Origin of the sequence: Clostridium fungisolvens, from assembly GCF_014193895.1 — a bacterium.
Lineage (GTDB): Bacteria > Bacillota > Clostridia > Clostridiales > Clostridiaceae > Clostridium_AR > Clostridium_AR fungisolvens.
Genome location: NZ_BLZR01000001.1, coordinates 4420315 through 4445897, shown reverse-complemented (window position 1 = coordinate 4445897; position 25583 = coordinate 4420315). Strand labels below are relative to the sequence as shown.

The 25583-nt window shown below is 34.3% G+C and carries 41 protein-coding genes; all 41 read left to right on the top strand.

What is annotated here, in order from left to right; translation table 11 throughout:
* Positions 1-46: 46 nt before the first annotated feature.
* On the top strand, positions 47-2110 hold the full coding sequence (gene fusA, locus bsdtw1_RS19695; RefSeq protein WP_183279213.1) for an elongation factor G: 2064 nt from the start codon (positions 47-49) through the stop codon (positions 2108-2110).
* Positions 2111-2156: 46 nt separating this feature from the next.
* Positions 2157-3350, top strand: a complete 1194-nt coding sequence (gene tuf, locus bsdtw1_RS19690) for an elongation factor Tu (RefSeq protein WP_183279212.1) — start codon at positions 2157-2159, stop codon at positions 3348-3350.
* 787 nt (positions 3351-4137) lie between these two features.
* Positions 4138-4446: a 30S ribosomal protein S10 gene (gene rpsJ, locus bsdtw1_RS19685; protein WP_183279211.1), complete on the top strand. Its 309-nt coding sequence runs from the start codon at positions 4138-4140 to the stop codon at positions 4444-4446.
* Between the two features lie 83 nt (positions 4447-4529).
* Complete coding sequence (gene rplC / locus bsdtw1_RS19680) at positions 4530-5159, top strand: 50S ribosomal protein L3 (protein WP_183279210.1); 630 nt, start codon at positions 4530-4532, stop codon at positions 5157-5159.
* A gap of 25 nt (positions 5160-5184) precedes the next feature.
* Positions 5185-5805 (top strand): 50S ribosomal protein L4, encoded by a 621-nt coding sequence (gene rplD, locus bsdtw1_RS19675; protein WP_128215906.1) that lies wholly within the window; start codon positions 5185-5187, stop codon positions 5803-5805.
* Positions 5805-6101, top strand: a complete 297-nt coding sequence (gene rplW, locus bsdtw1_RS19670; RefSeq protein WP_183279209.1) for a 50S ribosomal protein L23 — start codon at positions 5805-5807, stop codon at positions 6099-6101. The genes rplD and rplW overlap by 1 nt, the downstream gene beginning before the upstream one ends.
* A gap of 57 nt (positions 6102-6158) precedes the next feature.
* Positions 6159-6992: a 50S ribosomal protein L2 gene (rplB, locus tag bsdtw1_RS19665; protein ID WP_183279208.1), complete on the top strand. Its 834-nt coding sequence runs from the start codon at positions 6159-6161 to the stop codon at positions 6990-6992.
* Positions 6993-7061: 69 nt separating this feature from the next.
* The gene (rpsS, locus tag bsdtw1_RS19660) at positions 7062-7343 is read left to right on the top strand and encodes a 30S ribosomal protein S19 (RefSeq protein WP_128211276.1); all 282 of its coding nucleotides are present in this window, start codon (positions 7062-7064) and stop codon (positions 7341-7343) included.
* Positions 7344-7367: 24 nt separating this feature from the next.
* On the top strand, positions 7368-7703 hold the full coding sequence (gene rplV, locus bsdtw1_RS19655) for a 50S ribosomal protein L22 (RefSeq protein ID WP_183279207.1): 336 nt from the start codon (positions 7368-7370) through the stop codon (positions 7701-7703).
* 17 nt (positions 7704-7720) lie between these two features.
* The gene (gene rpsC / locus bsdtw1_RS19650) at positions 7721-8386 is read left to right on the top strand and encodes a 30S ribosomal protein S3 (RefSeq protein ID WP_183279206.1); all 666 of its coding nucleotides are present in this window, start codon (positions 7721-7723) and stop codon (positions 8384-8386) included.
* A gap of 21 nt (positions 8387-8407) precedes the next feature.
* Entirely contained in the window at positions 8408-8842 is a 435-nt protein-coding gene (rplP, locus tag bsdtw1_RS19645) for a 50S ribosomal protein L16 (RefSeq protein WP_183279205.1), read from the top strand.
* The gene (gene rpmC / locus bsdtw1_RS19640; RefSeq protein ID WP_183279204.1) at positions 8842-9054 is read left to right on the top strand and encodes a 50S ribosomal protein L29; all 213 of its coding nucleotides are present in this window, start codon (positions 8842-8844) and stop codon (positions 9052-9054) included. The genes rplP and rpmC overlap by 1 nt, the downstream gene beginning before the upstream one ends.
* Positions 9055-9074: 20 nt before the next feature.
* On the top strand, positions 9075-9329 hold the full coding sequence (gene rpsQ, locus bsdtw1_RS19635) for a 30S ribosomal protein S17 (RefSeq protein ID WP_183279203.1): 255 nt from the start codon (positions 9075-9077) through the stop codon (positions 9327-9329).
* A gap of 32 nt (positions 9330-9361) precedes the next feature.
* Complete coding sequence (gene rplN, locus bsdtw1_RS19630; protein WP_183279202.1) at positions 9362-9730, top strand: 50S ribosomal protein L14; 369 nt, start codon at positions 9362-9364, stop codon at positions 9728-9730.
* A gap of 20 nt (positions 9731-9750) precedes the next feature.
* Entirely contained in the window at positions 9751-10065 is a 315-nt protein-coding gene (gene rplX / locus bsdtw1_RS19625) for a 50S ribosomal protein L24 (RefSeq protein WP_183279201.1), read from the top strand.
* 25 nt (positions 10066-10090) lie between these two features.
* Complete coding sequence (rplE, locus tag bsdtw1_RS19620) at positions 10091-10630, top strand: 50S ribosomal protein L5 (RefSeq protein WP_183279200.1); 540 nt, start codon at positions 10091-10093, stop codon at positions 10628-10630.
* A 14-nt stretch (positions 10631-10644) separates the two neighbouring features.
* A complete protein-coding gene (locus tag bsdtw1_RS19615; protein WP_128211285.1) occupies positions 10645-10830 on the top strand; it encodes a type Z 30S ribosomal protein S14 in 186 nt (61 codons plus the stop codon).
* Between the two features lie 33 nt (positions 10831-10863).
* Positions 10864-11262 (top strand): 30S ribosomal protein S8, encoded by a 399-nt coding sequence (gene rpsH, locus bsdtw1_RS19610; RefSeq protein WP_183279199.1) that lies wholly within the window; start codon positions 10864-10866, stop codon positions 11260-11262.
* 72 nt (positions 11263-11334) lie between these two features.
* On the top strand, positions 11335-11877 hold the full coding sequence (gene rplF, locus bsdtw1_RS19605; protein WP_183279198.1) for a 50S ribosomal protein L6: 543 nt from the start codon (positions 11335-11337) through the stop codon (positions 11875-11877).
* A gap of 18 nt (positions 11878-11895) precedes the next feature.
* A complete protein-coding gene (gene rplR, locus bsdtw1_RS19600; RefSeq protein ID WP_183279197.1) occupies positions 11896-12258 on the top strand; it encodes a 50S ribosomal protein L18 in 363 nt (120 codons plus the stop codon).
* A 15-nt stretch (positions 12259-12273) separates the two neighbouring features.
* Positions 12274-12771, top strand: a complete 498-nt coding sequence (rpsE, locus tag bsdtw1_RS19595) for a 30S ribosomal protein S5 (RefSeq protein WP_128211289.1) — start codon at positions 12274-12276, stop codon at positions 12769-12771.
* 13 nt (positions 12772-12784) lie between these two features.
* Positions 12785-12964 (top strand): 50S ribosomal protein L30, encoded by a 180-nt coding sequence (gene rpmD, locus bsdtw1_RS19590; protein WP_128211290.1) that lies wholly within the window; start codon positions 12785-12787, stop codon positions 12962-12964.
* A gap of 20 nt (positions 12965-12984) precedes the next feature.
* Positions 12985-13425 (top strand): 50S ribosomal protein L15, encoded by a 441-nt coding sequence (gene rplO, locus bsdtw1_RS19585; RefSeq protein WP_183279196.1) that lies wholly within the window; start codon positions 12985-12987, stop codon positions 13423-13425.
* Positions 13426-13427: 2 nt separating this feature from the next.
* Complete coding sequence (gene secY / locus bsdtw1_RS19580; RefSeq protein WP_183279195.1) at positions 13428-14705, top strand: preprotein translocase subunit SecY; 1278 nt, start codon at positions 13428-13430, stop codon at positions 14703-14705.
* Positions 14706-14728: 23 nt separating this feature from the next.
* Positions 14729-15379, top strand: coding sequence for an adenylate kinase (locus bsdtw1_RS19575; RefSeq protein WP_183279194.1), 651 nt, complete (start codon positions 14729-14731; stop codon positions 15377-15379).
* Positions 15379-16128, top strand: a complete 750-nt coding sequence (gene map, locus bsdtw1_RS19570; RefSeq protein WP_183279193.1) for a type I methionyl aminopeptidase — start codon at positions 15379-15381, stop codon at positions 16126-16128. Before bsdtw1_RS19575 ends, map begins: the two co-directional genes overlap by 1 nt.
* Positions 16129-16215: 87 nt before the next feature.
* Positions 16216-16497 carry a KOW domain-containing RNA-binding protein gene (locus bsdtw1_RS19565; RefSeq protein WP_183279192.1) on the top strand — a complete coding sequence of 94 codons (282 nt, stop codon included), beginning with the start codon at positions 16216-16218 and terminating at the stop codon, positions 16495-16497.
* A gap of 7 nt (positions 16498-16504) precedes the next feature.
* Positions 16505-16723 (top strand): translation initiation factor IF-1, encoded by a 219-nt coding sequence (gene infA, locus bsdtw1_RS19560; protein ID WP_005212092.1) that lies wholly within the window; start codon positions 16505-16507, stop codon positions 16721-16723.
* Positions 16724-16866: 143 nt separating this feature from the next.
* Positions 16867-16980, top strand: coding sequence for a 50S ribosomal protein L36 (gene rpmJ, locus bsdtw1_RS19555; RefSeq protein ID WP_039312872.1), 114 nt, complete (start codon positions 16867-16869; stop codon positions 16978-16980).
* A 220-nt stretch (positions 16981-17200) separates the two neighbouring features.
* Positions 17201-17569, top strand: a complete 369-nt coding sequence (gene rpsM, locus bsdtw1_RS19550) for a 30S ribosomal protein S13 (RefSeq protein WP_128211295.1) — start codon at positions 17201-17203, stop codon at positions 17567-17569.
* A 15-nt stretch (positions 17570-17584) separates the two neighbouring features.
* Positions 17585-17980: a 30S ribosomal protein S11 gene (gene rpsK / locus bsdtw1_RS19545; protein WP_128211296.1), complete on the top strand. Its 396-nt coding sequence runs from the start codon at positions 17585-17587 to the stop codon at positions 17978-17980.
* Positions 17981-18005: 25 nt separating this feature from the next.
* Positions 18006-18626 carry a 30S ribosomal protein S4 gene (gene rpsD / locus bsdtw1_RS19540; protein ID WP_183279191.1) on the top strand — a complete coding sequence of 207 codons (621 nt, stop codon included), beginning with the start codon at positions 18006-18008 and terminating at the stop codon, positions 18624-18626.
* Positions 18627-18721: 95 nt separating this feature from the next.
* Positions 18722-19669, top strand: coding sequence for a DNA-directed RNA polymerase subunit alpha (locus bsdtw1_RS19535; protein ID WP_183279190.1), 948 nt, complete (start codon positions 18722-18724; stop codon positions 19667-19669).
* 16 nt (positions 19670-19685) lie between these two features.
* Positions 19686-20027, top strand: coding sequence for a 50S ribosomal protein L17 (gene rplQ / locus bsdtw1_RS19530; RefSeq protein ID WP_128211299.1), 342 nt, complete (start codon positions 19686-19688; stop codon positions 20025-20027).
* A 197-nt stretch (positions 20028-20224) separates the two neighbouring features.
* Positions 20225-21070, top strand: coding sequence for an energy-coupling factor transporter ATPase (locus bsdtw1_RS19525; protein ID WP_183279189.1), 846 nt, complete (start codon positions 20225-20227; stop codon positions 21068-21070).
* The gene (locus bsdtw1_RS19520) at positions 21055-21912 is read left to right on the top strand and encodes an energy-coupling factor transporter ATPase (RefSeq protein WP_183279188.1); all 858 of its coding nucleotides are present in this window, start codon (positions 21055-21057) and stop codon (positions 21910-21912) included. The genes bsdtw1_RS19525 and bsdtw1_RS19520 overlap by 16 nt, the downstream gene beginning before the upstream one ends.
* A 20-nt stretch (positions 21913-21932) precedes the next feature.
* A complete protein-coding gene (locus bsdtw1_RS19515) occupies positions 21933-22745 on the top strand; it encodes an energy-coupling factor transporter transmembrane component T family protein (RefSeq protein ID WP_183279187.1) in 813 nt (270 codons plus the stop codon).
* A 13-nt stretch (positions 22746-22758) separates the two neighbouring features.
* Positions 22759-23493, top strand: coding sequence for a tRNA pseudouridine(38-40) synthase TruA (truA, locus tag bsdtw1_RS19510; protein ID WP_183279186.1), 735 nt, complete (start codon positions 22759-22761; stop codon positions 23491-23493).
* Positions 23494-23650: 157 nt separating this feature from the next.
* Complete coding sequence (rplM, locus tag bsdtw1_RS19505) at positions 23651-24085, top strand: 50S ribosomal protein L13 (RefSeq protein ID WP_183279185.1); 435 nt, start codon at positions 23651-23653, stop codon at positions 24083-24085.
* 26 nt (positions 24086-24111) lie between these two features.
* Positions 24112-24504: a 30S ribosomal protein S9 gene (rpsI, locus tag bsdtw1_RS19500; RefSeq protein WP_183279184.1), complete on the top strand. Its 393-nt coding sequence runs from the start codon at positions 24112-24114 to the stop codon at positions 24502-24504.
* Between the two features lie 287 nt (positions 24505-24791).
* Positions 24792-25487: an N-acetylmuramoyl-L-alanine amidase CwlD gene (gene cwlD, locus bsdtw1_RS19495; RefSeq protein ID WP_183279183.1), complete on the top strand. Its 696-nt coding sequence runs from the start codon at positions 24792-24794 to the stop codon at positions 25485-25487.
* Positions 25488-25583: the final 96 nt, after the last annotated feature.

Below are 25583 nucleotides of genomic sequence, written 5' to 3'. Positions count from 1 at the left end.
CAGTTTTGTCGAATTTATAACATAAATCGAGAGGAGGAAATGTTTCATGGCTAGAAAATTTTCGTTAGAAAAATTCCGTAACTTTGGAATAATGGCTCATATAGATGCTGGTAAAACAACGACTACTGAGCGTATATTATTTTATACTGGAAAAAGTCATAAAATAGGTGAAGTTCATGAAGGTGCAGCTACTATGGACTGGATGGTTCAAGAACAAGAAAGAGGTATAACTATTACTTCTGCTGCTACAACATGTGTATGGAAAGATCATGAATTAAATATAATAGATACACCAGGACACGTAGATTTTACAATAGAGGTTGAAAGATCTCTTAGAGTACTTGACGGTGCCGTAACTGTATTAGATGCAAAATCAGGTGTTGAACCTCAAACTGAAACTGTATGGAGACAGGCAGACAAGTATGGAGTTCCAAGAATGATTTATGTAAACAAGATGGATGCAACTGGAGCAGATTTCTTCAGATGTATTAATACAGTTAGAGATAGATTAAAAGCTAATGCTGTTCCAATACAAATACCAGTTGGATCAGAAGAAAACTTTAAAGGAATAATAGATCTTTTAAAGAATAAGGCTGAAGTATACTACGACGATCTTGGAAAAGATGTAAGAGAAGAAGATATACCAGCAGAATTAGCAGATCAAGCAGAAGAATATAGAGCTGCAATGGTTGAAGCTATAGCTGAAACTGATGAAGAGTTAATGATGAAATACCTTGAAGGTGAAGAAATAACTGCAGAAGAGTTAAAGGCAGCTTTAAGAAAAGCTACTATAGCTAATCAAATAGTACCATGTATATGTGGTTCTTCATACAAAAATAAGGGTGTTCAATTAATGATTGATGGAGTTGTTGATTACTTACCATCACCATTAGATATACCTCCAGTTCAAGGAACAAGCTTAGAAGGCGAAGCTGATACAAGAGAAGCATCAGATGATGTTCCTATGTCAGCACTAGCATTTAAGATAGCTACTGACCCATTCGTTGGTAAGTTAGCATTTACAAGAATTTATTCTGGTGTTATGAAGAGTGGTACATATGTACTTAACTCAACTAAGAATAAGAAAGAAAGAATTGGTAGACTTGTTAAGATGCATGCTAATTCTAGAGAAGAAGTTGAAGAATTAGAAGCAGGTGAATTAGGAGCAGTTATAGGTTTAAAGAACACTACAACTGGTGATACTTTATGTGATGAAGATAGACCAATAGTTCTTGAGTCTATGGAATTCCCAGAACCAGTTATAAATGTTGCTATAGAACCAAAAACAAAAGCTGGTCAAGAAAAGATGGGCTTAGCTCTTGCTAAATTAGCAGAAGAAGATCCATCATTCAAAACTTACACAAACCAAGAAACAGGTCAAACAATTATAGCTGGTATGGGTGAATTACACCTTGAAATTATAGTTGATAGACTTACAAGAGAATTCAAAGTTGAATGTAATGTAGGTGCTCCTCAAGTTGCTTACAAAGAAACAATTAGAGCTGCAGTTAAAGCAGAAGCTAAGTATGCTAAGCAATCAGGTGGTAAAGGACAATACGGTCACTGCGTTATTGAAATGGAACCAACTGAAGGAGAATACAAGTTTGAAAACGGTGTTGTTGGAGGAGCTATTCCAAGAGAATATATTCCAGCTATCGACAACGGTATTCAAGAAGCATCTAAGAATGGTATTATAGCTGGATACCCAGTTATAAACTTCAAGGTAAAAGTAGTTCATGGATCATACCATGAAGTTGACTCATCTGAAATGGCATTTAAGATCGCTGGATCTATGGCATTTAAGAATGCTATGGCTAAAGCAAACCCAGTATTACTTGAACCTTCAATGAAAGTTGAAGTTACTATGCCTGAAGAGTACATGGGAGATGTTATGGGTGACCTTAACTCAAGAAGAGGAAGAATCGAAGGAATGGAAGCTTTAAATGGAGCTCAAGTTATCAGAGCATTCGTTCCACTTTCAGAGATGTTTGGTTATGCTACAACTCTAAGATCAAGAACTCAAGGTAGAGGAACTTATACAATGGTATTCGATCATTATGAAGAAGTACCAAAGAGCATTCAAGAACAAATAGCAGGTAAAAAAGCTTAATAGATAGCTTAATTATATAAAAGTTATTTTAAGGAGGAATTCAAAAATGGCAAAGTCTAAATTTGAAAGAAATAAGCCACACGTAAATATCGGAACAATAGGACACGTAGACCACGGTAAGACAACATTAACAGCTGCAATCACATCAGTATTAGCAAACAAGGGATTTGCAGAAGCATTTAAGTATGACGAAATAGATAAGGCACCAGAAGAAAAAGAAAGAGGAATCACAATCAATACAGCACACGTTGAGTACCAAACAGAAAACAGACACTATGCTCACGTTGACTGTCCAGGACATGCTGACTATGTTAAGAACATGATAACAGGAGCAGCACAAATGGATGGAGCTATATTAGTTGTATCAGCAGCAGATGGCCCAATGCCACAAACAAGAGAACATATACTACTAGCATCAAGAGTTGGTGTTGACTATATAGTAGTATTCTTAAATAAAGCAGATATGGTTGACGACGAAGAATTATTAGAATTAGTTGAAATGGAAGTTAGAGAACTATTAAGCGAATACAACTTCCCAGGAGACGACATTCCAGTAATAAAGGGATCAGCATTAAAAGCATTAGAAAACCCAACTGACCCAGAAGCAACAGCTTGCATAGGTGAGTTAATGGATGCAGTAGATAGCTATATCCCAACACCAGAAAGAGCAACAGATAAGCCATTCTTAATGCCAATAGAAGATGTATTCACAATCACAGGTAGAGGAACAGTTGCAACAGGAAGAGTTGAAAAGGGAATACTACATGTAGGTGAAGAAGTAGAAATAATCGGTTTATCAGAAGAAAGAAGAAAGACAGTAGTAACAGGAATAGAAATGTTCAGAAAGTTACTAGATGAAGCACAAGCAGGAGATAATATAGGAGCTCTTTTAAGAGGTGTTCAAAGAACAGACATCGAAAGAGGTCAAGTATTAGCAAAAACTGGATCAGTAAACCCACACAACAAGTTCGTAGGTCAAGTATACGTACTTAAGAAAGAAGAAGGCGGAAGACATACACCATTCTTCGATGGATACAGACCACAATTCTATTTCAGAACAACTGACGTAACAGGATCAATCAAGTTACCAGAAGGAATGGAAATGGTTATGCCAGGAGACCACATCGACATGAACGTTGAATTAATCACTCAAGTAGCGATGGATGAAGGATTAAGATTCGCTATAAGAGAAGGTGGAAGAACTGTAGGTTCAGGTGTTGTTACTAGCATCATCGGCTAATATTCTTACACATTTAATTAGTATTAAATTATAATTTATATAAATTCTTTAGTACCGGTTGAACTTTCGGGAAATATGCCTGAATCTAAATAGTAAAAGTAGTTTGCGCAAACTATGATTATTATTTGGAGTAAAGGAATGGTTCGAGTATATACTTAAACATGAATTAATAAGCGCAATATTAATTCATAAGTTCAAAAAGGCCTTAAGTAGCAAGTAAAGAGACGTCTTTACTTGCTACTTTTTTCTTTAAAAATTATAATGAACTGAGGTATGTGTATAATTAGTTTTAGTGTGACATAAAAGTGATCAGTTCAAGGCTAGAGTAAAAAGAAGAATTTATGTGATGCTGAATTTTTTTCGGATATATTTATAAGAAAGATACGTAAAAATGTTTAGTGATTTTGATTTTGTACATACTTAAAATGAATAGAAAAATAAATAATAAGCAAAATAAGAAAATGTGTAGTAATTTAACAGAATTTGCAGACAAATTTCTAAGAAAGTATAATAAATAGATTATTTAGCAAAGATGAAGTAAAAAGATAAAAAAAGCTTGAAAATCAAATTTGTTCATAGTATAATAAAGAAGTTGCAAAGCAAACAGTGATGAATCAAGAGGTTGCGGGACTTCCCGGTAATTCTTGATGAGTATGTCTGGATCTAGAATCCGACGACAGGGAATCTGTATTACTATTTCTAAAAACACGAAACACCCGGTGCAGTTTACAGAAGTTCCGCTGTTGTGCGTAAGAAGTAATGCGTACATGAAAAGGAGGGAAAGCAAATGTCAAAACAAAAAATAAGAATCAGATTAAAAGCGTTTGATCACACAATATTAGATCAATCTGCTGAAAAAATTGTTGAAACTGCTAAGGCTACTGGAGCAAAGGTTGCAGGACCAGTTCCACTACCTACAGAAAAAGATGTTATAACAGTTCTTAGAGCAGTTCACAAATATAAGGATTCAAGAGAGCAGTTCGAAATCAGAACTCACAAGAGATTAATCGATATAGTTAATCCATCACCAAAAACTGTTGATGCGTTAATGAGATTAAATCTTCCAGCAGGTGTAGATATCGAAATAAAGCTTTAATTTTAGATTATAAGTTTTTATGATTTTGAACTATTATGATTGCTTGATAGTAATCCGCTAATAAGTTTAGGAGGTGTAACCACATGAAAAAAGCAATATTAGGAAAAAAGATTGGGATGACTCAAATATTTGATCAAAATGGTAAGGTTGTTCCAGTAACTGTTGTTGAAGCTGGTCCATGTGTAGTTGTTCAAAAGAAGACTGTTGAAAAAGATGGTTATGAAGCAATTCAAGTTGGATTCGGTGATGTAAGAGAAAAGTTGGTTAACAAACCAATGAAAGGACACTTTGCAAAAGCTGGTGTTGCATTAAAGAGACGTCTTAAAGAGTTCAGACTTGAAGATGTATCAGCTTATGAAGTAGGTCAAGAAATAAAAGCTGACTTATTCCAAGTTGGAGAAAAAATCGATGTTTCTGGTATATCAAAAGGTAAGGGATTCCAAGGAACAATAAAGAGATGGAATGGACACAGAGGACCAATGACTCACGGTTCTAAGTTCCACAGATCTGTTGGTTCAATGGGAGCTTCTTCAGATCCATCAAGAACATTTAAGAATAAGAAAATGCCTGGACATATGGGCGCTGAAAATACAACTGTTCTTAATTTAGAAGTTGTAAAAGTAATGCCTGAAAAGAATCTTATACTAATAAAGGGTGGTATCCCAGGTCCTAATAAGGGAACTGTAGTTATAAGAAACTCAGTTAAGGGTTAATTTTCTTTAGAAAGGAGGAATAATGATGCCTGTAGTAGGATTATTTAATAAAGAAGGACAAAAAGTTGGAGATTTCCAATTAAATGAAAATGTGTTCGGAGTTGAAATAAATGAACATGCAATGCATCAAGTAGTTGTAGCATTGCTTGCTAATAAAAGACAAGGAACTCAATCAGCTAAAACAAGAGCTGAAGTTTCAGGTGGTGGAATAAAGCCATGGAGACAAAAAGGAACTGGTAGAGCAAGACAAGGTTCAACTAGATCACCACAATGGGCACACGGTGGTATTGTATTTGCACCAAAGCCAAGAAGTTATAGAGTATCTATACCAAAGACTATGAGAAGAGTTGCTATGAAATCTGCATTAAGCAGCAAAGTAGTTGATAACAGCTTATTAGTTCTTGAAGGTTTAGATTTCGAAACTCCAAAGACAAAGCAAGTTATTAGTCTTTTAAATGCTTTAGAAGCAAAGAAGACATTAATAGTAACTGCTGAATCAAATGAAAATGTATATAAATCAGCAAGAAATATTCCTGGAGTTGCAGTAGTTCCAGTAAATAATATTAATGTTTATGATTTATTAAAATATGATAAGCTAGTGATCACTAAAGATGCAGTAGCTAAGATTGAGGAGGTGTACGCATAATGAATTTAAATAGCCATGATATAATAAGAAAGCCAGTTATAACTGAAAAGAGTATGGCAATAATGGCAGAAAAAAAATACACCTTCATAGTTCATAAATCAGCAAACAAAGTTCAAATAAAGAAAGCTGTAGAAGAAGTTTTCGGCGTAACAGTTGAAGATGTTAAAACTATGAGAGTTGAAGGAAAAACAAAGAGAGTTGGCGTTCACATCGGAAAGAGAGCTGACTTCAAGAAAGCTGTAGTTAAATTAACAGCTGATAGCAAGAATATTGAATTCTTTGAAGGAATGCAATAATAATAAAAGCAGTTATTGGTCGTAAGGCCAGATAAGCGTAAGAAGGAGGGAATTTAAATGGCAGTTAAGAAGTTTAACCCTACCACTCCATCAAGAAGAAATATGACTATGTCTACTTTCGAAGAAATTACTACTGATATACCTGAGAAATCACTTCTTGTATCATTAAGTAGTACTGGTGGTAGAAATGCACAGGGTAAAATAACTGTTAGACACCACGGTGGTGGAGCTAAGAGAAAATACAGAATTATCGATTTTAAGAGAAACAAAGATGGAATTACAGCAAAGGTTGCTACTATAGAATACGATCCAAACAGATCTGCTTATATAGCACTTGTTGTATATGCTGATGGTGAGAAGAGATACATACTTGCTCCAGTTGGATTAAAAGTTGGAGATGTAATAGTATCAGGACCAGAATCAGATATAAAACCAGGAAACGCTCTTCCTTTAAAGAACATTCCAGTTGGTACATTTGTACACAATGTAGAATTACAAGCTGGTAAGGGTGGCCAAATGGTTAGATCAGCTGGTACAGCTGCTCAGCTAATGGCTAAAGAAGGCGGATATGCTACTTTAAGATTACCTTCAGGTGAAATGAGATATGTTAGAATTGAATGCAGAGCTACTATAGGAACTGTATCAAACTTAACACATGAAATCATCAAGATAGGTAAAGCTGGTAGAAAGAGACACATGGGTTGGAGACCAACTGTAAGAGGATCTGTAATGAACCCAGTAGACCATCCACACGGAGGTGGTGAAGGTAAGTCACCAGTAGGTAGACCATCACCATTAACACCATGGGGTAAACCAGCTCTTGGATACAAGACAAGAAAGCATAAAAAATACTCAGATAGATTCATCATTAAGAGAAGAAACAACAAGTAGTATGAAGAGAGTGTTTAATTCTCTTCATAGCTTACTAACTTATTCGGAAAGTGAAGGGAGGATATTCTAGTGAGTAGATCAACTAAAAAGGGACCTTTCGTGCATGCTGGTCTTATGAAGAAAATAGAAGAAATGAATCAAGCTGGTGACAAGAAAGTTGTAAAGACTTGGTCAAGAAGCTCAACTATATTCCCACAAATGATTGGTCATACAATTGCTGTACATGATGGAAGAAAGCACGTTCCAGTTTATGTATCAGAAGATATGGTTGGACATAAATTAGGTGAATTTGCATTGACAAGAACTTTCAAAGGTCATGTTGATACAGAAAAGACTTCAAAGAGAAAGTAATAGCCTGGAAAGGAGGAACTTAGAATGGAAGCTAAAGCTATAGCTAAGTATGTAAGAATGTCTCCTTTAAAAGTAGGAGTTGTTCTTGATTTAATAAGAGGAAAAAATGTTAATGAAGCTTTTGCTATATTACAATACACTCCAAAAGATGCTGCTGAAGTAATAAACAAAGTACTTAAGTCAGCTGTTGCTAACGCTGAAAACAATCATAGTTTAGATGTTAGCAGATTATTTGTAGCACAAGCACATGTAGGTCAAGGACCAACATTAAAGAGATTCAGACCTCACGCTCAAGGTAGAGCATTCAGAATAAACAAGAGAACAAGTCATATAACACTAGTTGTTAAAGAAAGAGCTTAATAGAAGGAGGGAAACAGATGGGTCAAAAAGTGCATCCTCATGGATTAAGAGTTGGCGTTATTAAAGATTGGAATGCTAAATGGTATGCTGATAAGAAGAACTTCGCAGACAACTTAGTTGAAGATCATCAAATAAGAACATTCGTGAAGAAAGAATTATACTCAGCAGGTATTTCTAAGATAGAAATAGAAAGAGCTGCAAAGAGAGTTAAATTAAATATACACACTGCTAAACCTGGTGTTATCATCGGTAGAGGCGGAGCTGGTATTGAAAGTCTAAAAGTTAAATTAGAAAAGTTCATCAAAGAAAAGAACGTTCTAATTAACATAGTGGAAGTTAAAAGTGCTGAAGCTGATGCTCAATTAATGGCTGAAAACATAGCTTCACAATTAGAAAAGAGAATATCATTCAGAAGAGCAATGAAGCAAACAATACAAAGAGCTATGAAGACTGGAGTTAAGGGTGTTAAAACTGCTTGTTCAGGAAGACTTGGCGGAGCTGAAATTGCAAGAGCTGAATTTTATCATGAAGGAACAATTCCACTACAAACTTTAAGAGCAGATATAGATTATGGATTTGCTGAAGCAGATACTACTTACGGTAAAATTGGAGTAAAAGTTTGGGTTTACAATGGAGAAGTTCTTCCAACTAAAAAAGTAGAGAAAGAACAAGTAAACGCATAGTAAGAAAGGAGGAATAACATCATGTTAATGCCTAAAAGAGTAAAGCATCGTAAGGTACAACGTGGTAGAATGACAGGTAAAGCTACAAGAGGTAATTTCCTTGCGTACGGAGACTACGGAATTCAAGCTACAACTTGTGGATGGATAACAAGCAATCAAATAGAGTCAGCGAGAATAGCTATAAACAGATACATTAGAAGAGGCGGTAAGCTTTGGATAAAGATATTCCCTGATAAGCCAGTAACTGAAAAACCTGCTGAAACAAGAATGGGATCTGGTAAAGGTTCACCTGAATACTGGGTAGCAGTTGTTAAACCAGGTAGAGTATTATTCGAATTATCAGGAGTTCAAGAAGAAGTAGCTAGAGAAGCTATGAGACTTGCATCACACAAACTTCCTGTAAAGACTAAGTTCGTTACAAGAAGAGATTTTGAGGAAATGGGTGGTGAAGAATAATGAAAGCTACAGAATTAAAAGAATTAAGATCAAGCAATCCTCAAGATTTAAAGGTTAAATTAAACGACCTTAAAGCTGAATTATTCAATTTAAGATTCCAATTAGCAACTGGCCAATTGGAAAATCCAATGAGAATAAGAGAAGTTAAGAAATCAATAGCTCAAATTAAAACAATAATAAGAGAAGAAGAATTGAAGGCATTCCAACAATAGTCTGAAAGGAGGTTTGTCCTGTGGAAAGAGGATTAAGAAAAAAGAGAATAGGAAGAGTTGTTTCAGATAAAATGGATAAGACTATAGTAGTTGCAGTTGAAACTAAGGTAAGACATCCATTGTATGGAAAGACAGTTAACAGAACTACTAAGTTTAAAGCTCATGATGAAAATAATGAAGCAAAAGTTAATGATAGAGTACAAATAATGGAAACAAGACCATTATCAAAGGATAAGAGATGGAGACTTGTTGAAATAATTGAAAGAGCTAAGTAATTTAGCTTAAGTTTCGAAAGGAGGGTAATTCAATGATACAACAACAAACCTTACTTAAAATTGCAGATAATTCTGGAGCAAAGGAAATAATGTGTATCAGAGTTTTAGGCGGTTCAAAAAGAAAGTATGGTAACATCGGAGATATAATCGTTGCTAGTGTTAAAAGTGCAACACCAGGCGGAGTTGTTAAAAAAGGTGATGTTGTAAAAGCAGTTATCGTTAGATCAGTAAGAGGACTAAGAAGAGCAGATGGTTCATACATCAAATTTGATGAGAATGCTGCAGTTATTATAAAGGAAGATAAGCAACCAAGAGGAACTCGTATCTTCGGACCAGTTGCTAGGGAGCTAAGAGATAAGGAATTTAACAAAATTTTATCATTAGCACCTGAAGTTCTATAATAGATTAGGAGGTGGCTAAGATGAAGGTACATGTTAGAAAAAACGACACTGTAGTTGTAATATCAGGAAAAGATTCAGGTAAGATCGGTGAAGTTTTACAAGTATCACCAAAGACAGGAAAAGTTCTTGTAAAAGGTGTTAACATAGTGAGTAAACATGAAAAACCAAGCAGAACAAACATGCAAGGTGGAATAATTAAGGTTGAATCACCAATATATAGTTCAAAGGTTATGCTATATTGCGATAAATGTAAAAGCGCAACTAGAATAAGCCATAAGGTTTTAGAAGACGGAACTAAAGTAAGAGTATGTAAGAAGTGTGGAGAAACATTCTAGAATCTGAAAGGAGGTACAAAAAATTATGCCAAGACTTCAAGAAAAATATGAAAAAGAAGTAGTTCAAGCAATGATGGAAAAGTTCGGTTATAAGAATGTAATGCAAGTTCCAAAGCTTGAAAAAATAGTAGTTAACATGGGAGTAGGAGAGGCTAAAGATAATCCTAAAGCCCTAGAATCAGCTGTTAGTGACTTAACAATAATAGTAGGTCAAAAACCTATTATAACAAGAGCTAAGAATTCAGTTGCTAACTTTAAGATCAGACAAAATATGCCATTAGGATGCAAAGTTACATTAAGAAAAGCAAAGATGTATGAATTTGCTGATAAATTAATGTCAATAGCACTTCCAAGAGTTAGAGATTTCAGAGGAGTTTCAAGTAAATCTTTTGATGGTAGAGGAAATTACTCACTAGGAATCAAAGAGCAATTAATATTCCCAGAAATCGAGTACGATAAAGTTGATAAGGTTAGAGGAATGGATATTATCTTCGTTACAACTGCAAATACTGACGAAGAAGCAAGAGAATTGTTAAGATTCTTGGGAATGCCATTCGCTCAATAATAAGGAGGGTTACGATGGCACGTAAAGCAATGATTGAAAAATGGAAAAAAGAGCCTAAGTTCCAAACTAGGGCTTATACTAGATGTAGATTATGTGGAAGACCACATTCTGTACTTAAAAAATTCGGAATTTGCCGTATCTGTTTTAGAGAACTTGCTTACAAAGGAGAAATCCCTGGATGCAAGAAGGCAAGCTGGTAAAATCATTGATGTAATGAAAGGAGGCACAATATAATGGTTATGACAGATCCTATAGCAGATTTGCTAACACGTATAAGAAATGCAAATGCTGTGAGACATGAAGTAGTAGAGGTACCTTCTTCTAACATAAAGAAGGCTGTAGTAAATTTATTATTACAAGAAGGTTACATTAAGAATGTTGAAGAGTACAATGATGGTGTTGTACCAATGTTAAGAATCGCTTTAAAATACGGTTCTAACAAAGAAAGAGTTATAACTGGATTAAAGAGAATCTCTAAGCCAGGTTTAAGAGTATACTGTAAGAAAGATGATATTCCTAAGGTTCTTAATGGATTAGGAGTTGCAGTAATATCTACTTCAAAAGGTATAGTTGTTGATAGAGAAGCTAGAAAAGAAGGCCTAGGCGGAGAAGTTATTTGCTACGTATGGTAATTACTATCCCATATAGATAGGTTAAGTATAAATATATTAGATCGTTTATGCCAAAATACAGGAGGTGCAATTATGTCAAGAGTTGGTAGATTGCCGATAGCTATCCCTGCTGGCGTAACTGTTACTGTAACACCAGACAACGTTGTTACAGTAAAGGGTCCAAAGGGAGAGCTAGTTAAAGCTATGCACAAGGACATAACAATAGCAGTTGAAGACAACCAAGTGGTTGTTACAAGACCAAGTGATGTTAAAGAACACAGAGCTCTACATGGTTTAACAAGAGCTTTATTAAATAATATGGTTACAGGCGTAACTAATGGATTCCAAAAAACATTGGAATTAGTAGGTGTAGGTTACAGAGCACAATTACAAGGTAAGAAGCTTGTAATGAACCTTGGATACTCACACCCAGTAGAAGTAGAACCAGTTGATGGAGTAACTTTTGCTTTAGAAGGAACTACAAAAGTTTTCGTTCAAGGTATTGATAAAGAAAAAGTTGGTGCAGTTGCTGCTGATATAAGATCATGGAGAGAACCAGAACCTTACAAAGGTAAAGGTATTAAATACTCTGATGAAGTTATCAGACGTAAGGAAGGTAAGACTGGTAAGAAGTAATAGAAAGGAGTGAACCTTATGTTCAAGAAGGTAGACAGAAAAGCGTCAAGAGAAAGACGTCACCTTAGAGTACGTAAGAAAGTTTTCGGTACTTCAGCTAGACCAAGACTTTCAGTTTATAGAAGTGAAAAGAATATATATGCTCAAATCATAGATGATGTTAATGCTGTTACTTTAGCATCTGCTTCAACTCTAGATAAAGAGTTTACAGCAAAAGCTGGAAGCAATAAAGAAGCTGCAAAATTTGTTGGCGAATTAGTTGCTAAGAGAGCTGCTGAAAAAGGTATAACAGAAGTAGTTTTTGACAGAGGCGGATATGTATATCACGGCAGAGTTCAAGAATTAGCTAATGGTGCAAGAGAAGCAGGACTAAAATTCTAATAAGGAGGGAAATACATGAGAATCGATCCTAGCACACTAGACCTTAAAGAAAAGGTTGTTTTCATAAACAGAGTTACTAAGGTTGTTAAGGGTGGTAGAAACTTCAGATTCAGCGCTCTAGTAGTTGTAGGAGATGGCAACGGACACGTAGGCGTTGGAATGGGTAAGTCAATTGAAATACCTGAAGCAATTAGAAAAGGAATTGAAGATGCTAAGAAGAACTTAGTAGAGGTTGCTATAGTTGGAACAACAGTACCTCACGAAATATATGGTAAGTTCGGAACTGGTAAGGTTCTTATAATGCCAGCTACAGAAGGTACTGGAGTTATAGCAGGAGGCCCTGCAAGATCAGTACTAGAATTAGCAGGATTAAAGGATGTTAGAGCTAAGTCATTAGGTTCTAATAACCCAAGAAACATGGTAAACGCAACAATCAACGGATTAGCTAGCTTAAGAACAGCTGAAGATATAGCTAAGTTAAGAGGAAAATCTGTTGAAGAGATTTTAGGTTAGGAGGGATTAGGCGATGGCTAAACTAAAAGTAACATTAGTTAAAAGCTTAATAGGTAGAAAAAAGGACCATATCGCTACTGCAAATGCCCTTGGACTAAGAAAAATCGGTAAAACAGTAGAACATGAGGAAACTGCTCAAATCAGAGGTATGATAAACAAAGTTGACTACTTGTTAAAGGTAGAAGAAGTTTAATAACAAGGAGGTGTACTTAAATGAAACTTCATGAGTTAAAACCAGCTGCTGGAAGCAAAAAAGCTCCAAAGAGAGTAGGTAGAGGTACTGGTTCAGGATTAGGAAGAAACGCTGGTAAAGGTGAAAAGGGTCAAAATTCAAGAACTGGTGGCGGAGTTAGACCAGGATTTGAAGGGGGCCAAATGCCACTTTACAGAAGACTTCCTAAAAGAGGATTTACAAACATATTTGCTAAAGAATATGTTACAATAAACGTAGATAGATTAAACGTATTTGAAAATGGAACAGAAGTTACTCCAGATTTATTACTTGAAAGAAGAGTAGTAAGTAAGGTGCTTGACGGAGTTAAGATATTAGGAAACGGAAATGTTGAGAAGAGTTTAACAGTAAAAGGTTGCAAGTTCTCAAAATCAGCGGCTGATAAAATAGTTGCTGCTGGAGGAAAAGTTGAGGTGATCTAATAATGCTATCAACCCTACGTAATGCCTGGAAGGTTCCGGAGTTAAGAAAAAGATTGATATGGACTTTTGTATTAGTTGCAATTTTCAGGATAGGAAATCATATTCCTGTTCCTGGAATTGATACAACTAGTCTTGATAACCTAACTAAGTCCGGAAGTTTATTTGGATTCTATGATTTAATTTCTGGTGGTGCTTTTAAAAGATTTAGTATATTTGCATTAGGAGTTGTTCCTTATATTAATGCATCAATCATAATGTCGTTGTTGAATATTTCTATTCCTCAGCTTGAGCAACTTTCAAAAGAAGGTGAAGAGGGAAGAAAGAAGATACAAAAGATTACTAGATATGCGTCAATAGCATTTGGTTTTATAACAGCATATGGTACTTATGTTCTTATTCATAATTTAGGAGCATTAAAGACTGATACACCTTTTAATACATTTTTAATAATGTTAACATTGGTAGTTGGTTCAACCTTCTGTATGTGGTTAGGAGATCAAATAACAGTTAAAGGTATTGGAAATGGTATTTCACTTTTAATATTTGTAAATATTATTTCTAGATTCCCTCAAACTTTGAGTGCGGTATTAAGTACTCAAAGCAAAGGTGAAACAAATATAGTTGAAGTGTTTTTATTAGCTGTAGCATCACTTGCTTTATTAGCATCAGTTGTATATTTATCTTTATCAGAAAGAAGAATAACTGTTCAATATGCTGGAAAAGCAGTTGGTGGTAAAGTATATAAAGGACAATCAACTCATATTCCTTTAAGTTTAATAGGATCAACAGTTATAGCAATAATTTTTGCTATGTCTGTAATGCAGTTCCCAACTGTAATTGCTCAGTTCTTCCCAACAAAGGGATGGGCACAGTGGATTCAGGCTGGAACATGGAGTCCTTTCAATAAAGATAAGTGGCTATACTTAGTGATTTACGCTTTATTGACTGTATTCTTTACTTGGTTCTATACTCAGGTTACATTTAAACCTGAAGAAATGTCTGAGAATATGCATAAATCAGCTGGGTTTATTCCTGGAATAAGACCTGGTCAACCAACAGCAGATTATTTAACAAGACTTTTAGATAGAATCTCATTAATAGGTGGTATTTTTGCTGCAATTATAGCAGTATCACCGTTATTAGTTGAAAATTATACAGCTTTTAAGGGTCTTTCATTTGGGGGAACATCTCTCCTAATATTAGTTAGTGTTTCACTTGAAGTTATGAGACAATTGCAATCTCAACTTGTTATGAGACATTATCAAGGATTCCTTAAATAGATTAAACAATGGAGATGATGCCCGTGAAAATAGTATTATTAGGTCCTCCTGGTGCAGGAAAGGGAACACAGGCAAAATCAATAAGTAATAGATACTCCATTCCACATATATCTACTGGTGACATATTTAGAAAGAATATTTCTGAAAACACACCGTTAGGTGTAGAAGCTAAAAAATATATTGATGATGGTCAACTCGTGCCAGACGATGTGACTATCAATATGGTTAAAGATAGGCTTCAGCAAGAAGACTGTAAAAACGGATATCTATTAGATGGTTTTCCTAGGACAGTTCATCAAGCAGAGGCATTACAGTTATTTTTACAGGATAGAGACGAAAACTTGGATACATCTTTATGCATTGATGTACCAAAGGAATTTATTTTAGAAAGAATGACTGGTAGGAGAGTTTGTCCATCGTGTGGAGCTAGTTACCATGTAAAATTCAACCCACCAATAGTAGCTAGTAAGTGTGATGTTTGCGGAAGTGATATCATTCAAAGAAAAGACGATGCAGAAGAGACCGTTAGGGAAAGACTAGATGTCTATGAAAGACAAACACAGCCACTGATTGATTTTTATAGCAATAGAGATATGCTGTCAGTTGTTGATGGTACAAAAGCAATCAATGAGGTCTTTGAAAGTATCTGTCGCATATTAGGGAGCGATAAGTAATGATTATATTAAAAAATGATAATGAAATCGACCTAATGAGAAAAGCAGGAAGACTTCTTGGAGAAGTATTATTACTTCTAGAAGAAAACATAAAACCAGGAATAACTACAGCTGAACTAGATAAAATTGCAGAAGAATTTATAACTAAGCATGGAGCAAAACCATCTTTTAAAGGCTTATATGGATTTCCTAGTTCACTTTGTATATCGGTTAATGAAGTTGTAGTTCATGGATTTCCAGGAAAGTACAGATTAAAAGAAGGGGATATAATAAGCGTTGACGGTGGTGTCTTTTTAAATGGATATCATAGCGATGCTGCTAGAACCTTTGCTGTAGGTGAAATTTCTGATCAAGCAAGAAAATTAATAGATGTTACCAAAGAAAGTTTCTTTAAAGGGATAGAAAAAGCTCATGTAGGAAATAGATTAACAGATATATCTTATGATATTCAGCAATATGTTGAATCAAACGGATTTTCTGTAGTACGTGATTATGTAGGACACGGCATTGGTAAGGATGTACATGAGGATCCTGAAGTTCCTAATTTCGGGCGTCCGGGTAGAGGTCCTAAACTTACTGAAGGTATGGTTTTAGCAATTGAACCTATGGTTAACATAGGGGATTACCATGTTAAAACATTATCTGATGATTGGACTGTAGTGACAGTTGATGGTAGCTTGTCAGCACACTATGAGAATACTGTAGCTATATTACCGAATGGCCCTGAAATATTGACACTGATAAAATAAATACGTGTTGCTTAGTTATAAATTCACATCTTGCCATTTTATTGGCTATGTTGATTTATGGCTAAGGTAATCATCGAGGTGAAAACTTTGCAAAAAGACACTTTAATTGGCAAGATGGTATTTTCAAAAGCAGGAAGAGATGAAGATAAACCTTATATAATTGTTGATCAGTTAAATGAGGAATATGTTTTGCTTGCTAATGGAAATACGAAAACATTAGAAATGCCAAAGAAAAAGAAACTAAAACACTTAGTTTTAACTAATAAAGTGGATGAACATGTTAAGGAATGTATATTATCTAAAGATAATACTACAGATCTTAAATTAAAAAGATTTTTAAAACTTAATGGCATTGTCAAGGAGGTCTGATTACCTTATGTCAAAAGATGATGTAATAGAAATGCAGGGCGTGGTGCTAGAAGCACTACCAAATGCTATGTTTCAGGTTGAGTTAGAAAGCGGACATAAGATATTAGCACATATTTCAGGAAAGCTTAGAATGAACTTTATAAGAATTCTACCAGGAGATAAAGTTACTATTGAACTTTCTCCATATGATCTAACTAGAGGTAGAATAACTTGGAGAGCGAAATAACATTCTTAAGTAACTTTAATATTTTGTGTTAACAAATCAAATTAATAGCAATCAAATTTTGCTAGCGAAAATACTATTCAGAGTAGTTTGAAGATATAATATATTATCTTTGGGCCTCTAAAGGAATATGAGGAGGGTTAGCGATGAAGGTAAGACCATCAGTTAAGCCTATTTGCGAAAAGTGCAAAGTTATAAGAAGAAAAGGAAGAGTAATGGTAATCTGTGAAAATCCTAAGCACAAGCAAAAACAAGGCTAATAAGAAAATATAAGAAATAAAAAAATAATTTGCGTTAGTATAAAAGTATTTGTTGACTTTTTGCTAAAACTAAAATAAGATTATATAGGTATTTTCTTAATGCTAATAAATTTTAGGGCGGCTGACTATAGGCGTTACCTATAGACCTAAGATTTTTTATATAAAATATGAATTAAAACTTTAGAAAACGCATTTCAATTACCAGGAGGTGTAACTTTTAATGGCAAGAATAGCAGGTGTTGACCTACCAAGAGAAAAAAGAGTTGAAATAGGTCTAACTTATATATATGGAATAGGACTACCTACTTCACACAAAATTCTTGAAGCAACAGGAGTAAATCCTGATACAAGAGTTAAGGATCTTACTGAAGAAGAAGTAAACGCAGTAAGAGATTACATCAACAAGAACTTAAATGTTGAAGGTGATCTAAGAAGAGACATTGCGTTAAACATTAAGAGATTAGTTGAAATTGGTTCTTACAGAGGAATTAGACACAGAAGAGGTCTTCCAGTAAGAGGTCAAAAGACTAAGACTAATGCTAGAACAAGAAAAGGTCCTAAGAAGACTATAGCTAACAAGAAGAAATAGTGAGGAGGGAAGACAATGGCAGCTCAAAAGGTTAAGAAGACAAGAAGAAGAAAAGAGAGAAAGAATGTTGAACATGGTGCTGCACACATCAAGTCAACTTTCAATAACTCTATTGTTACTTTAACTGATGTTCAAGGTAATGCATTATCATGGGCAAGTGCAGGTGGATTAGGTTTTAGAGGCTCAAGAAAGAGCACTCCATATGCAGCTCAAATGGCAGCAGAGACTGCTGCTAAGGCAGCAATGGAACACGGTTTAAAGAGTGTTGAAGTTTATGTTAAAGGTCCAGGAGCTGGTAGAGAAGCAGCAATCAGATCTTTACAAGCAGCAGGTCTTGAAGTTACATTAATAAAAGATGTTACTCCAATACCACACAACGGATGTAGACCACCAAAAAGAAGAAGAGTATAGTTTACGTAATTAGGAGGTGTAATTAATGGCAAGATATACTGGAGCTACATGCAGATTATGTAGAAGAGAAGGTATGAAACTATTCCTTAAAGGGGATAGATGCTATACAGACAAATGCGCATTTGTTAGAAGAAGTTATGCACCAGGACAGCATGGAGCTAGCAAGAAGAAACTTTCTAACTATGGCGTACAATTAAGAGAAAAGCAAAAAGCAAAGAGAATATATGGTGTTCTTGAAAGCCAATTCTCAACATACTATAAAAGAGCTGAAAAATTAAGAGGAATTTCTGGTGAAAACCTATTAAAACTTCTTGAATTAAGACTTGATAATGTTGTATTCAGATTAGGATACGGTGCATCAAGAGTTGAAGCTAGACAATTAGTTAACCATGGTCATTTCTTAGTAAATGGCAAGAAGGTTGACATTGCATCATACAAATTATCAGTAAATGACGTTGTAACTGTATCAGAAAAGAGCAGAGCTTCTGAAAAGTTCAAAGTTTTTGCTGAAAATCCAAAGCCATTACCAAAATGGTTAACAGGAAACCCTGACAACTTTGAAGGAAAAGTTGTAGCTGAGCCTGCAAGAGAGGACATCGATGTTCCAGTTAATGAAACACTGATCGTCGAATTATACAGCAAGTAACAGTAATATTTGTATAGGTTTTTTAATCCTTGCAGATATAGGATCAGTTGCCCTCATAATAAGGTTGCCATTTTATATAAAAGGAGGGTTTGTTAATGTTAGAAATAGAAAAGCCAATAATCGAATGTGTTGAATCTAGCGATGACGGTACTTATGGTAAATTTGTTATTGAACCGCTAGAAAGAGGTTATGGAACAACTCTTGGTAATGCATTAAGAAGAATATTACTTTCTTCTTTACCAGGAGCTGCACCAACATCAGTAAAAATTGATGGTGTAGTTCATGAGTTTTCTACAGTAACTGGTGTGAAGGAAGATGTTACAGAATTAATTCTTAACATGAAGTCCTTAGCGCTTAGAATGACTGGAGATGGCCCAAAGACTATATATATTGATGCAAAAGGCCCTGGAGTAGTTACAGGTGCTGATATAAAGACTGATGGTGATGTAGAAGTTGTTAGCGAAGATTTACATATCGCAACTCTAGATGAAAATGCTAAGTTGTATGTGGAGATTACCGTTAATAGAGGAAGAGGGTATGTTTCCCAAAATAAAAATAAGAGCGACAATCTTCCAATAGGTTCTATAGCAATGGACTCAATATACACACCTGTAAAAAGAGTTAATTTCACAGTTGAAAATACTAGAGTTGGCCAAATCACAGATTATGATAAGTTAACTTTAGAAGTTTGGACTAATGGAACAATAAAGATTGAGGAAGCTATAAGTTTATCTGCAAAGATTCTTATAGAACACTTCAAATTATTTATGACTCTTACAGACAACACTAATGATGTTGAAATAATGATCGAAAAAGAAGAAGATAATAAAGAAAAAGTACTTGAAATGACTATAGAGGAGCTTGATTTATCAGTTAGATCATATAACTGTTTAAAGAGAGCTGGTATAAACACTGTTCAAGAGCTTGCTCAAAGATCAATGGATGATATGATGAAGGTAAGAAACCTTGGTAAGAAGTCCCTTGAAGAAGTTGAAAGAAAGCTTAAAGAATTGGGTTTAGGTCTTAGATTAAATGACGAGTAGGTAAGGAGGTAAAGCTATGGCAGGATATCGTAAGTTAGGTCGTCCTACTGATCAGAGAAAAGCTATGCTAAGAAACCTTGTTACAAGCTTCTTAAAGCATGGTAAAATAGAAACAACTGAAACAAGAGCTAAAGAAGCTAGAAGTCTTGCAGAAAAAATGATCACTCTTGCTAAAAGAGGAGATCTTCATGCAAGAAGACAGGTTTTGTCTTTTGTTACTGAAGAAGCAGTAGTGAAGAACTTATTTGAAAATGTTGCTCCAAAATACACTGAGAGAAACGGTGGTTATACAAGAATGTATAAAGTTGGCCCAAGAAGAGGCGACGGAGCTGAAATAGTTATACTTGAATTAGTATAATTTACTGGGGATTAAGTTACGGCTTAGTCCCCATTTTAACATATAATTTTATTTGGATGTATATTCATGTGTAAACAGTATAGAAAACTACTATTTTATAAAGTATAATAGACAATAGATATTGTCCACATTATAAAACTTATTCAGAAATTAGTAAGCTTTATAATGTGATTAGAAATAATTTTGGAGGAATTTCAATGAGTGATATGATGGTAGAATGCAAAGATCTCACTTTTAAATATGTAAATGGTGAAAATGGGGAAGAAAAGTATGCTATTAATGGTGTTAACCTAAGTGTTAAAAAAGGTGAATTCTTGGTTGTGCTTGGACATAATGGCTCGGGAAAGTCCACTATTGCCAAACATATAAATGCGTTACTCCTTCCTAGCGGTGGGAAAGTATACGTGGATGGTATTGACACATCTGATGTAGATAATACCTGGGAAGTAAGAAAAAGAGCTGGAATGGTGTTTCAGAACCCTGACAATCAAATGGTAGCTACAATTGTAGAAGAAGATGTAGCTTTTGGACCTGAGAATTTGGGAATAGAACCTTCAGAAATAAGAAAAAGAGTAGATGATAGCTTGAAGAAAGTTGAAATGTACGAATATAGGAAACATGCTCCTCATCTGTTATCAGGAGGACAAAAGCAAAGAATTGCAATAGCTGGTATTCTGGCTATGAGGCCACAATGTATAATATTAGATGAACCTACTGCAATGCTAGATCCTATAGGTAGAAAAGAAGTTATTAGTACTATAAAAGATGTTAATAAGAATTATGGAATAACTATAATTCTAATAACTCATTATATGGACGAAGCTGCTGAAGCTGATAGAATAGTAGTAATGGATCAAGGTAAAGTAATGATGGAAGGTGTTCCAAGAGAAGTATTTTCTCAAGTTGAAACTATGAAGAAGATAGGATTGGATGTGCCTCAAGTTACTGAATTGGCTTATGAACTTCAGAAGTCAGGAATAAATATAAGCACTAAAATATTAAATGTAGATGAGATGGTGGATGCATTATGTCAATTAAAATAGAAAACTTAACTCATATATATATGCCAAAATCACCCTTTGAGAAAAAAGCATTAGATGATGTATCATTAGAAATAATGGATGGACAGTTTGTAGCTCTTATAGGTCATACTGGGTCAGGTAAATCAACTCTTATTCAACATTTAAATGGATTATTGAAACCATCTAGTGGGAAGATAATTGTTGATGACATTGACATAACTCAAAAAGGGGTAAAACTATCAGATATAAGAAAAAAAATAGGACTTGTATTCCAGTATCCGGAATATCAACTTTTTGAAGAGACAATAGAGAAGGACATACAATTTGGACCAAGAAATTTAGGTCTATCAGAAGATGAGATAGATAAAAGAACTAAGAGAGCTATGAAAATGGTTGGTTTAGAATATGAGATGTATAAGGATAAATCACCATTTGAACTAAGCGGAGGTCAAAAAAGAAGAGTTGCTATAGCTGGAGTTGTGGCAATGGAACCTAAGATATTAATATTAGATGAACCTACAGCAGGATTAGATCCTAAGGGCAGAGATGAGATATTAGAGCAGATAAATATACTGCATAAGGAATATAATATGACTATAATACTAGTAAGCCATAGTATGGAAGATGTTGCAAAGCTGGCAGATAGAGTAATAGTTATGAATAAAGGTAAATCTATATTAGATGGTTTTCCTTCTGAAATATTTAATAAAATAGAAGTATTAGAAGAAGTAGGATTAGCTGCACCACAGGTAACTTACTTAGTTAGATCATTAAGAAATAAGGGATTTAATATAAGCAGTAGTGTATTTACAGTAGAACAGGCAAAAGAAGAATTGCTGCAATATATAAAAAATAACAAGTAGGAAGGGAGATTAGGGATATTATGCTAAAGGAAATTACAATAGGCCAGTATATACCGGGTGATTCGTTCATACATAAGTTAGATCCAAGAACTAAAATATTGATATCCATGCTTTTTATAGTTTCTCTCTTTATTATGAATAAATATGTTGGATATATTTTTGTTACAGCTTTCTTATGTGCATCAATACTATTTTCACAAGTTCATTTAAGATTTTTATATAGAGGTTTGAAACCTGTTTTTGTACTTATTCTGATAACGGCTGCGTTAAATATCTTTATGATACAAGGCAAACCTGAGAACTTAATTTATACTTTCAAATTCATTAATATATATAAAGAAGGGATAGATACTGCAGTATTTATGACCCTTAGACTTATATTTTTAATTTTAGGGACATCGTTATTAACATTAACCACTTCTCCTATAGAGTTAACTGATGGAATTGAGAATCTTCTTAATCCATTTAAGAAAATAGGGGTTCCAGCACATGAGCTTGCAATGATGATGACTATAGCTCTAAGATTTATACCAACTTTAATGGATGAAACTGATAAGATAATGAAGGCTCAACAAGCTAGAGGAGCAGATTTCGAATCAGGAAATGTTATACAAAAGGCAAAGAGCTTAATTCCTTTATTAGTTCCTCTATTCATAAGTTCATTTAGAAGAGCTGATGAGCTTGCTATGGCAATGGAGGCTAGATGTTATAGAGGTGGAGAAGGAAGAACAAGAATGAAGCAACTAAAATATGGAGCTAGGGATGTTGTAGCTTATATTATAATAATTGCTTTACTAGTGATAAGTTTTTACGTTAGGTTTGGAATAAGATAATTAGGTGATTTAGTTGAGAAATATAAAACTTATTTTAGAGTATGATGGAACTGGCTACAACGGATGGCAAAAGCAAAAACATGGGATGACTGTACAGAATAAATTAGATAAGGCAATTAGAACTTTAACTAAAGAGGACATAGAGACGTTAGGAAGCTCCAGAACGGATTCTGGGGTTCATGCAAGAGGTTATGTAGTAAACTTTAAAACTAATAGCAGAATACCTGCTGAGAGGTTTAAGGACGCCCTTAATACAAAGCTGCCGGATGATATATTAGTTATATCATCTGAAGAGGTTTCAGATGATTTTCATGCTAGGTATTCATCAAAGGGAAAAATGTATAGTTATACTATAAGAAACAATGAAGTACCCACTGTTATAGGAAGAAATTATTTTTATAATTATGAAAAAAAACTAGATATAGAGGCTATAAAATTGGCGGCTCAATATTTTTTAGGAACTCATGATTTTAAGGCTTTTCAAAATAAAGGTGGATCAGTAAAAACCACTGTTAGAACAATAACTCAGCTAGATATTGAAGTGAATAATGATATTATTAAATTTTATGTAGCTGGTAATGGTTTTTTATATAATATGGTTAGAATAATAGTAGGGACCTTAATAATGGTGGGTATACATAAGATTGAGCCTAGTGATGTGGAAAAAATTATATCAGAGGGAATAAGGCAGAAAGCTGGAAAGTCTGCGCCAGCTTGTGGTTTATGCTTAGAAAAAGTTTTTTACTAAATTATTGATAAAATTTGTTGACACGCCCGTAAGCGTGTATTATAATAGTCTATGTTCGTGAGATACGTGTATAAGATCCACTTAGCATGGATCTTGACATTATAGATTTGACTATATGCGTAAGCAAGCTTTAAAGAAAGTTCAGGGAGGGAAAACGATGAAATCATACATTGCAAAAGCTAATGAAGTTGAAAGAAAATGGTATGTCGTTGATGCTGCTGGAAAGCCACTAGGAAGAGTTGCTAGCCAAGTTGCTTCAATATTAAGAGGTAAGAATAAGCCAACATTTACTCCAAATGTTGATTGCGGAGATTTCGTAATAATTATAAATGCTGAAAAGGTTCTTTTAACTGGAAAGAAACTAGATCAAAAATTAATGAGAAAGCACAGCTTATATCCAGGTGGATTAAAAGAAACTCCATATAGAGAAGTTTTAGATAAGAAACCTGAATTCGCTTTTGAAGAAGCTGTAAGAAGAATGCTTCCAAAGGGAGTTTTAGGAAGAAAAATGCTTACAAAGCTTAAGGTTTATAGAGGTGCAGAACACAATCATGCAGCTCAAAATCCAGAAGTACTTGAATTAAAGTACTAATTTGACGCTCGGGAGGAGGATTAGAAATGGCAAAGGTTCAATACATGGCTACTGGAAGAAGAAAGAAATCAGTTGCAAGAGTTAGACTTGTTGCAGGTGAAGGTAAGGTAGTAATCAATAGCAAAGATATAGAAACATATTTTGGTTTAGAAACTTTAAGAGTTATAGTTAATCAACCATTAGTATTAACTGGAACTAAAGATAAATTTGATGTTATAGTTAATGTACATGGTGGTGGACTTACAGGTCAAGCAGGAGCTATAAGACACGGTATATCAAGAGCTTTAGTTAAATCTGACGAAGCAGTTAAGCCAGAAATAAAGAGAGCAGGATTCTTAACAAGAGATCCAAGAATGAAGGAAAGAAAGAAATACGGTCTTAAGAAAGCTAGAAGATCACCACAGTTCTCAAAGAGATAGTATTTCAAAAAAGAGGAGTATTCCTCTTTTTTTTTATGCATATAATTACAAAAAGATACTTGTTCATTTGAATTAATATTAGTAAGCAACCAGCTTAATATATTTTTAAAGTCTTACTAATCTTATATATCTAGGAATCTTTATTTTAATTGACTCCAACAAGAAGTAGTTCAGCTTTATGATTAAAGTTTATATGATATATACTTAGATATACTTTTAATATAGTGTATAAATATATAAATGCTGCAGAAAATACTACAGATATTATTGTATTTATGGAGGTCACTATGAGGAAGCGTATAGCTGTATTATTTGTTTGCATAATTGTATTTTTCACTAATACTGTAATTGTTAATGCAGTAGAAGATAAAACGAAACAAGAACAAAAAGTAGTATTAATAGATGCAGGACATGGTGGAATTGATGGGGGTGCTAAGTCAAAGAATGGCACCATAGAAAAAGATATTAATCTATCTATTTCATTAATGCTTAAAGATTATTTGGAAAAGAAAAATTATAAGGTCTATATGACAAGAGAAGATGATAGTGGGCTATATGAAAAAGGAAATTCTGTGAGGGAAAAAAAAGTAGAAGATTTAACTAATAGAGTTAAATTGAAAGAGAGTACTAAGTGTGATATATTTGTAAGCATACATCAAAACATGTTCCCACAGAGTAAATACTGCGGAGCACAGGTATGGCACGCAAGCAATGAAGAAAGTAAAAAGTTAGGCGATACGATTCAAAGTGCATTAGTTGAGAGGATAGACAAGGAAAATAAAAGAATAGCAAAAGCAGCTGGTGATCAATATAAAATATTAAGAGATAAGTTAGGGATACCAAGTGTTATAGTAGAATGTGGATTTTTGTCTAATCCCGATGAAGAACAACTACTGAAAACAGAAGATTATCAGAGAAAGTTAGCTGAGGCAATTAGCTATGGAGTAGATAAGTACTTTCAGTCTAAAAATGGTGCTGAATAATCAAATTTCCTAGGAAATAATGTTATCATACAAATATATAGAGAGTGTTTCAAAGTAATTACTATCTAAAAAACTCTGAAACAGTCTCTTTTTTAT